A 7,793-nucleotide genomic window follows, 5' to 3' on the forward strand; every position below is an offset into this window, starting at 1 on the left:
GCCCTGCCGCCTACACAAACAGCTGCAGCAGGCACGCTGCTTGATCGAGGGGGGCGAGGGACCTGGAACGAGTAAAGGAAGCGCTGGCGCCAATCCGTTCGCCGGCGGTGATGAAGCCAAGGGCGAAGGACCCGATGAAGACACGGGTGAGGACAGGTCTGAGGGAACTGCGCCGGGGCGTGTGAGCACGGCCAGCTCGCTTTTGCGGAGCAAGTCGAAAATTGCGGAGCGCTGGGAGCTGCAAGAAATCGCCCGAAACCGTTGGTGCCCGGAGCCGGAATCGAACYGGCATGACCTTGCGGTCGGCGGATTTTAAGTCCSATGCGTCTACCAGTTTCGCCATCCGGGCCTGCAGCGCGCGCCGATTGTAACGGAATCGCCGCCGCTGCCGCCGGCTAACACGGCTTTTACGCAACCGGACGCGGCGCTGGGTACAGTCCGCCAACGTTCCCGGGAATGGCGATATGCGTGCACGTGGCAGGCGATGGATCGGATGCAGTGCCGTGCTGGGGCTGATGCTGGCGATCGGCCCGGCCGCCGCGCAGCAGGGGCCTGCGCCCACCGGGGCGGTGGTGGACATGGCGACGGTGCAGGTGACCGGCGAACAACCCGGCCCCGGCCTCTGGAAGGTCACCGCTCCACAGGGGCATGTGTTGTGGATCCTGGGCACGGTCTCGCCGTTGCCGAGCGGTGTGCAATGGCGCTCCGACGAAGTGGAGCGGACCATTGCCAGCGTCGACCATGTGCTGGGCGATCCGGGTTTCGCCCTCGATGCGAAGATCGGTGTGTTCAAGGGTCTGACCCTGCTGCCACTGGCGTTGAAGACCGCGCGCGATCCGCAGGGGCGCACGCTTGACCAGATCCTGCCGCCGGCAACGCACGCGCGCTGGCTCGGCCTGAAACAGACCTACCTAGGCAATGACCGTGGCGTGGAAAAGGACCGTCCGCTGGTGGCCTCCGGCCGCTTGTACCAGGCCTTCCTCAAGCGCAACGGCCTGCGTGATGGCAAGCAGGTCAAGGAAGCACTCGGGCGCGCGTACAAGGCGCACGATCTGAAGCCGGAAGACGTGCAGGTCAAGCTGAAGGTCGACGACATCCGTGGCACGTTGAAGGAGCTGCAGGCCACCGAAGTCGATGACCGCGCGTGTTTCGAACGCACGCTCGACACGGTGGAATTCCAGGCACCGGTGCTGCGCGAGYGCGCCAACGCCTGGGCGCTGGGGGATGTCGCGGCACTGCGCCGGCTGTCGGGTTCGGCGATGGCCCAGACCTGCCGCGAACTGCTGCAGGATTCGGCCTTCGTGCGCCGGCGCGGCTGGAGCGATATGCCGCAGCAGGTACGCACGCGCTGGCTGCAGGGCGTGGATGCGGCGCTGAGCCGTCATCCAGGCACCTTCGCGACGGTGCCGGTCAGCCTGCTGCTGGGCGAGGGCTATCTGGATGCGCTGGTGCAACGCGGTTATCAGGTCGAGTCGCCGCCGGAATAGCCAACGCTTGAAGTCCTCGTGCTTCCTGTCATATTCCTCTGCACTCAGGAGGGGAGTGATGGACATGCCGTTGCATGCGTACGCTTATGTCAGCACGGCCAGGGAGGGACTGGACGTGCCCGAGCTCGATGCATTGCTGGCCGATGCGACCGCGTTCAACCGCATGGCCGGGGTGACCGGGGCGTTGATGTTCGATGGCAGCCGTTTCCTGCAGTACATCGAAGGCCCACGGGATGGGCTGGCTTCGGTGCACGCGCGGATCGGCAACGCGCGTCGCCACGGCAGCATCATCCAGCTTGCCGCAGGCCCGATCCCGAGCCGCTGGTTCCCGCGCTGGACGATGGCCAACCGGCACGTGGATGCGGCGACGCTGGGCAGCATCGTGGCGGCCCCGTGGCATGGTTTCAGTCTGGGGCAGGAGCCCCCGGATCATGGCTTCTGCCTGTTGTTGCGGGCCTGGACGGGGCGGCACGGCGAACTCGAGCCGRCTGCCGTCAGCCTCGGATCCTGATCCGGGCGTGGTCTGGCGCCGCTGCCGCGGTTAACCTTGTCGGCACGTTTGCCTGCTCCCGGATCCCCGCATGACCCAGTGGACACCATCGCCGCCTGTTGGACGCCGCGCATGAGTGCGCCGATCGGCGCAGCACAGAGCCCGTCCCCGGCCATCATCGGCCTGGGATATGTCGGGCTGCCGTTGGCAGTGGCGTTCGGCCGCCAGCTGCCCACCTTGGGGTACGACATCGATGCTGCGCGCATCGCCGAACTGGCCGGCGGGCAGGACCACACGCTGGAAATGGAGCCGGACGAACTGGCCAGCGCGTCGCTGCTGCGTTACAGCAGCGATCCGGCGCAGCTCGACGCCTGCAACGTCTACATCGTCACCGTGCCCACGCCGATCGATGCCTACGAGCAGCCTGATCTGGAGCCTTTGCGCTCGGCGACGCGACTGATCGCCAGCCATCTGCGCGTCGGTGATCTGGTGATCTACGAATCCACCGTCTACCCGGGTACCACCGAAGAAGTCTGCGTGCCGCTGCTGGAACAGGGCTCGGGGCTGCGCTTCAACGAGGATTTCTACTGCGGCTACAGTCCCGAGCGGGTCAGCCCGGGTGACCGCCAGCGGCGCCTGGCCGACATCCGCAAGATCACCTCCGGTTCAACGCCGGACGTGGCTGCGGTGGTCGATGGCCTGTACCAGCGGATCATCACCGCCGGTACGTTCCCGGTGCCGTCGATGCGGGTCGCCGAAGCGGCCAAGGTGGTGGAGAACATCCAGCGTGACGTCAACATCGCGCTGGTCAACGAGTTGGCCCTGATCTTCGATCGCCTCGGCATCGACACCCAGGATGTGCTCGACGCCGCAGGCAGCAAATGGAACTTCCTGCCGTTCCGGCCGGGGCTGGTGGGAGGCCACTGCATCGGCGTGGACCCGTACTACCTGCTGCACAAGTCCGAAAGCATGGGCTACCACCCCGACCTCATCCACACCGCCCGGCAGGTCAACAACCGGGTGGGCGAACATGTGGCCAAACGCGTGCTGGCGATGCTCGCCGAGCGTGGCCGCATGCCAGCGCACTCGCGCATCCTGGTGCTGGGCGTGACCTTCAAGGAGGACTGCCCGGACCTGCGCAACAGCCGCGCGCTGGAACTGGCCCAGCGGCTGGCCGGCAGCGGCGCGCAGGTGGACGTCAGCGATCCGTGGGTGGGGCCAGCTGCCATGGCGGACGAGGGCGTGAACTGGCTGGCCGAGCCGGTGCCCGGCAGCTACGACGCGGTGGTGCTGGCGGTGGCGCATGAGAGCTTCAAGGCGATGGACGATGCCCATATCCGCAGCCTGTTGGCGCCCGGTGGGCTGGTCTATGACGTGAAGTCCGCCTGGCCGCGCAGCGTGGTCGACGATCGCCTGTAGGTGCTTGCGCGGTAGACTCGGGGCAGTTGYAACCGAGGAACGCCATGCACCGGTATATCGTCTACCTGCTCGCCATCCTGATGTTTCCGATCTGCCTGTGGCTGGCCACGATCTGGCCGGCCTGGTACTGGGGCGTCGGCATTACAGCTGCGATGGTGGCGCTGGGGACCTGGGACCTGCTGCAGAAGCGCAGCACCCTGCGCCGCAACTATCCGGTGATAGCGCACTTCCGTTATGGCCTGGAATCGATCGGCCCGGAGATCCGCCAGTACTTCGTGCAGAGCGATCTGGAGGATGTCCCGTTCTCGCGGCAGCAGCGTGCGCTGATCTACCAGCGCGCCAAGAACCAGATGGACACGGTGCCCTTCGGTACCCTGCGCAGCACATATGCGGTGGACTACGAATGGATCAACCATTCGCTGGCGCCGACCACCATCGCCAAGCATGATTTCCGCGTGCTGATCGGTCCGAACTGTGCCAAGCCCTATTCGGCGAGCGTGTTCAACATCTCGGCGATGAGTTTCGGTTCGCTGTCGGCCAATGCGATCCGCGCATTGAACGAAGGCGCACGCCTGGGGGGTTTCTACCACGATACCGGCGAAGGCTCGATTTCGCCGTATCACCGGGAGATGGGCGGTGACCTGGTCTGGGAGATCGGCTCGGGCTACTTCGGGTGCCGTGACGAGAAGGGCGGCTTCAGCGAGGAACGCTTCGTTGCCAATGCCAACCACGATCAGGTGAAGATGATCGAGATCAAGCTGTCGCAGGGTGCCAAGCCCGGCCATGGCGGGGTGCTGCCGGCGCCGAAGGTGACCGCCGAGATCTCGGTGACGCGTGGCGTGCCGATGGGCGTGGACTGCGTGTCGCCATCGCGCCATTCGGCGTTCTCCACGCCGGTTGAACTGCTGCAGTTCGTGGCCCGCCTGCGTGAACTGTCCGGTGGCAAGCCGGTTGGTTTCAAGCTGGCCATCGGCCACCCATGGGAATGGTTCGGCATTGCCAAGGCAATGCACGAGACCGGTCTGCTGCCTGATTTCATCGTCGTCGATGGCGCCGAAGGCGGTACCGGCGCGGCACCGGCCGAATTCGTCGATCACGTGGGGGTGCCGATGCACGAAGCGTTGCTGCTGGTGCACAACACCCTGGTCGGCCTGGACCTGCGCGAGCACATCCGTATCGGCGCTGCCGGCAAGATCACCAGCGCGTTCGATATCGCCCGCACCATTGCGATGGGCGCCGACTGGTGCAATGCCGGGCGCGGTTTCATGTTCGCGCTGGGCTGCATCCAGTCGCTCAGCTGCCATACCGACAAGTGCCCGACCGGCATCGCGACCCAGGATCCGGCACGCTGGAAGCATCTGGATGCACCGGACAAGGCCACGCGCGTGTACAGCTTCCACGAGCACACCCTGCACGCGCTGAAGGAGTTGCTGTGCGCGGCGGGCTTGAACGATCCGGCCGAGCTAGGCCCGGAACACATCCTTCGCCGGGTGTCGCCGGTTGAGATCCGTTCGCTGGCCTCGTTGTATCGTTACCTGGAACCGGGCGAGCTGCTGCACAAGGTGCCCGACCACGCGGTGTTCCATTCGTTCTGGGCGGACGCACGCAGCGATTCGTTCCAGCCGCCACCGAAGATCCAGGCGCTGCGTGCCAGCAAGTCGCGATGACCCGCGTTGCAGGACCGAGCCCATGCTCGACTGCACGAAAACCATCCATGCAAGGAGGCTGCATGCAGTTCAGGACGGGTACCGACGATGATGTGGGCACGCTGTGGGCCCTGCGAACGCGCTGCGTACGTGAGCTGTGCAGCAGCCACTATCCGCCGGAGGTGATTGCACCCTGGTCGGCATCGCCGCCGCCGGTGCAGTATTCGCGGCTGCTGGGGCAGGGCGGCTGCGTCGTAGCCGAGGATGACCGGGGCAATGTGCTGGGGTTCGGTGTGTTCGATACCGAGGGCAACGAGATCGATGCGCTGTTCGTTGATCCGGATCGGGGCGGGCAGGGTGTCGGCCAGGCGCTGATGCAGCGGTTGCTGGCCCTGGCCGACCCGACGCGGGAGGTTGTGCTGTCGGCCTCGCTCAACGCCGTGCCGTTCTACCAGCGGCAGGGCTTCGTCGCCGAGCGCGAGGAGCTGTATCCGCATCCCAGTGGCGTGTCATTGGCGTCGGTGAAGATGCGCCGGCCGGGGTGAAATTTCCGGCGCTATCGCGCGTTGATCAACGCGTGGCCAACCACGCGGTCACGCCCTCTGCCGCACGCAGTCCGCTGGCATAGCACGCCGTCAACAGGTAGCCGCCGGTCGGTGCTTCCCAGTCCAGCATCTCTCCGGCGCAGAACACGCCGGGCAAGGCACGCAGCATCAGGCCCTCGTCCAGCGCGTCCAGGCGCACGCCGCCGGCCGTGCTGATCACCTCGGCCATCGGCCGCGGGCGCAGCAGGAGCAGTGGCAGGCGCTTCAACGTGGCGATCACCGCGGCCAGATCGTTGCCGGCATCCTTGCCCAGTGTTTCGAACACCAGCGCGGTCTTCACTGGGTCCAGTCCAGCCTGGCGACGCAGGTGCTCGCCGAAGCTTCGCCCCTTGCGCGGTTGCGAAAGGTCGGCCAGCAGCCGTGCCTCGTCGCGGCCCGGAACCAGGTCCAGCCACAGCGTGGCGTGGCCGTCGCGGTTGAGGGTTTCGCGCAGATCGGCCGACAGGGCGTAGATCAGGCTGCCTTCGATACCGTACTCGCTGGCCACGCACTCCCCTTGCAGGGTGTGCGGCTCACCGTCGAGGCCATGCCAATGTGCGACGACCGGCTTCAGCGGTGCGCCCGCATGGCGCTGCGCGAAGAACGGTGTCCACGCAATATCGAATCCACAGTTGGCCGATTGCAGCGGCGCGATGTCCACGGTGCGGGCCTGCAACGCCGGAACCCAGGCACCGTCACTGCCCAGCTGCGGCCAGCTTCCGCCGCCCAGTGCCAGTACGGTCGCATCGGCGCGCACCTCCAGTTCGCCGTTGTCGGTGGCAAAACGCAGTGCGCCGTCGTCGCTCCAGCCCAGCCAGCGATGGTTGACGTGCAGGCGCACGCCCTGTTCCTTCAGCCGGCGGACCCAGCCGCGCAGCAACGGTGCCGCCTTGCGGTCGACCGGGAACACCCGGCCGGAACTGCCGACGTAGGTCTCCACGCCGAAGCCAGCGGCCCAGTCGCGCAGCGCCTGCGCGTCGAAACCATCCAGCCAGCGGCCGACGCGGGTTGCCTGCTCGCGGTAGCGGCTGTCGAACAGTGGACGTGGGTCGGAATGGGTGAGGTTGAGCCCACCCTTGCCGGCGATCAGGAATTTGCGGCCCGGCGAGCCCTTGGCCTCGTACAGATCGACATCCAGGCCTGCCGCGCGCAGCCGCTCGGCGGCAAACAACCCGGCCGGGCCGCCGCCGATGACGGCGATGCGGCGCGGCGGGCGGACGTCACTGTTGGACATTGAGCAGCTCGACGTCGAACACCAGCGACGAACCTGCCGGAATCGGGCCGACCTGGCGGTCGCCATAGCCGAATTCCGGCGGAATCATCAGCGTGCGCTTGCCGCCGACCTTCATGCCGGCGACGCCTTCATCCCAGCCACGGATGACCTGGCCCGCACCCAGCGTGAAGGTGAACGGCTCGCCGCGCTCGACCGAACTGTCGAAGGTCTTGCCGTGCTTGTTGTCGGCGCGCTCGTCGTAGATCCAGCCGGTGTAATGCACGCTGACCTTCTGGCCCGGCACGGCCTCGGCACCGCTGCCCGGCTGGGTGTCGATGCGCTCGAACGTGGCAATGGTGCCTCCCGGCGGCGGGCCGGACGGCTCCGACGAGCAACCAACGGCGGCGAGGGACAGCAGCAGGGGAAGCAGCAGGCGGCGCATCAGGCGTCTCCAGGGGCGATGAGTCGAGGGCGGCAAGGTTAGCGCATCGGCGCCGGGTATCATGGTGGCATGGCAAAACTCCTGCTCAATCTGCGCAATGTCGGCAACGACGAATATGCCGATGTCTGCACGCTGCTGGACCAGCACGGCATCGCCTGGTACCGCACCGAACCCAGTCCGTGGGGCATCTCCAATGGTGGCCTGTGGCTGCGCGAGGATGCCGACCAGCCGCGAGCCAAGGCGCTGATGGCCGACTACCAGGCGGCCCGCGGCGTGCGGGTCCGTGCCGAGCGCGAACAGGCCYTGCGCGACGGCACTGCCGAGACCTTTGGCAGCCTGTTGCGCCGCCGCCCTGTGTTCGTGGTGCTGGTGCTGCTGGGCATGGCGGTGGCGGCGGCACTGGTGCTGCTGCCGTTCATGCTGCTGCGGGGGTAGAGGGTTCGGCCGGGTTGCACCCGGCACCCGCAGAGGCAACGGCAACAGCAACAGCAACAGCAACAGCAACAGCGGGC

At 66.8% G+C, this 7,793-nt stretch carries 8 protein-coding genes and 1 tRNA gene; 6 read left to right on the forward strand and 3 right to left on the reverse strand.

Annotation, left to right across the window (positions count from 1 at the left end):
- Nucleotides 1-262: 262 nt before the first annotated feature.
- Nucleotides 263-349: transfer RNA gene (locus AC1DJN_RS18620), tRNA-Leu, on the reverse strand.
- A gap of 154 nt (nucleotides 350-503) precedes the next feature.
- On the opposite strand from AC1DJN_RS18620, the gene AC1DJN_RS18625 reads away from it, so the two are divergent.
- The 5 genes from AC1DJN_RS18625 (at nucleotide 504) to AC1DJN_RS18645 (ending at nucleotide 5,587) form a co-directional block, all read left to right on the forward strand.
- Nucleotides 504-1,487 carry a TraB/GumN family protein gene (locus AC1DJN_RS18625; protein ID WP_478039731.1) on the forward strand — a complete coding sequence of 328 codons (984 nt, stop codon included), beginning with the start codon at nucleotides 504-506 and terminating at the stop codon, nucleotides 1,485-1,487.
- 58 nt (nucleotides 1,488-1,545) lie between these two features.
- Nucleotides 1,546-1,998 (forward strand): BLUF domain-containing protein, encoded by a 453-nt coding sequence (locus AC1DJN_RS18630; RefSeq protein WP_478039733.1) that lies wholly within the window; start codon nucleotides 1,546-1,548, stop codon nucleotides 1,996-1,998.
- Between the two features lie 111 nt (nucleotides 1,999-2,109).
- Nucleotides 2,110-3,396, forward strand: a complete 1,287-nt coding sequence (locus AC1DJN_RS18635; protein ID WP_032976496.1) for a nucleotide sugar dehydrogenase — start codon at nucleotides 2,110-2,112, stop codon at nucleotides 3,394-3,396.
- A 44-nt stretch (nucleotides 3,397-3,440) separates the two neighbouring features.
- Nucleotides 3,441-5,063 carry an FMN-binding glutamate synthase family protein gene (locus AC1DJN_RS18640; protein ID WP_442252281.1) on the forward strand — a complete coding sequence of 541 codons (1,623 nt, stop codon included), beginning with the start codon at nucleotides 3,441-3,443 and terminating at the stop codon, nucleotides 5,061-5,063.
- Nucleotides 5,064-5,125: 62 nt separating this feature from the next.
- The gene (locus AC1DJN_RS18645) at nucleotides 5,126-5,587 is read left to right on the forward strand and encodes a GNAT family N-acetyltransferase (protein ID WP_032976497.1); all 462 of its coding nucleotides are present in this window, start codon (nucleotides 5,126-5,128) and stop codon (nucleotides 5,585-5,587) included.
- A gap of 25 nt (nucleotides 5,588-5,612) precedes the next feature.
- On the opposite strand, the gene AC1DJN_RS18650 is transcribed toward AC1DJN_RS18645, so the two are convergent.
- The gene (locus AC1DJN_RS18650; RefSeq protein ID WP_032976498.1) at nucleotides 5,613-6,860 is read right to left on the reverse strand and encodes a TIGR03862 family flavoprotein; all 1,248 of its coding nucleotides are present in this window, start codon (nucleotides 6,858-6,860) and stop codon (nucleotides 5,613-5,615) included.
- Nucleotides 6,847-7,281: an FKBP-type peptidyl-prolyl cis-trans isomerase gene (locus AC1DJN_RS18655; protein WP_025878883.1), complete on the reverse strand. Its 435-nt coding sequence runs from the start codon at nucleotides 7,279-7,281 to the stop codon at nucleotides 6,847-6,849. The genes AC1DJN_RS18650 and AC1DJN_RS18655 overlap by 14 nt, the downstream gene beginning before the upstream one ends.
- 69 nt (nucleotides 7,282-7,350) lie before the next feature.
- On the opposite strand from AC1DJN_RS18655, the gene AC1DJN_RS18660 reads away from it, so the two are divergent.
- Nucleotides 7,351-7,716 (forward strand): DUF6164 family protein, encoded by a 366-nt coding sequence (locus AC1DJN_RS18660; protein WP_032976499.1) that lies wholly within the window; start codon nucleotides 7,351-7,353, stop codon nucleotides 7,714-7,716.
- Nucleotides 7,717-7,793: the final 77 nt, after the last annotated feature.

The sequence above is a fragment of the Stenotrophomonas sp. 05L414_2 genome (assembly GCF_056397905.1).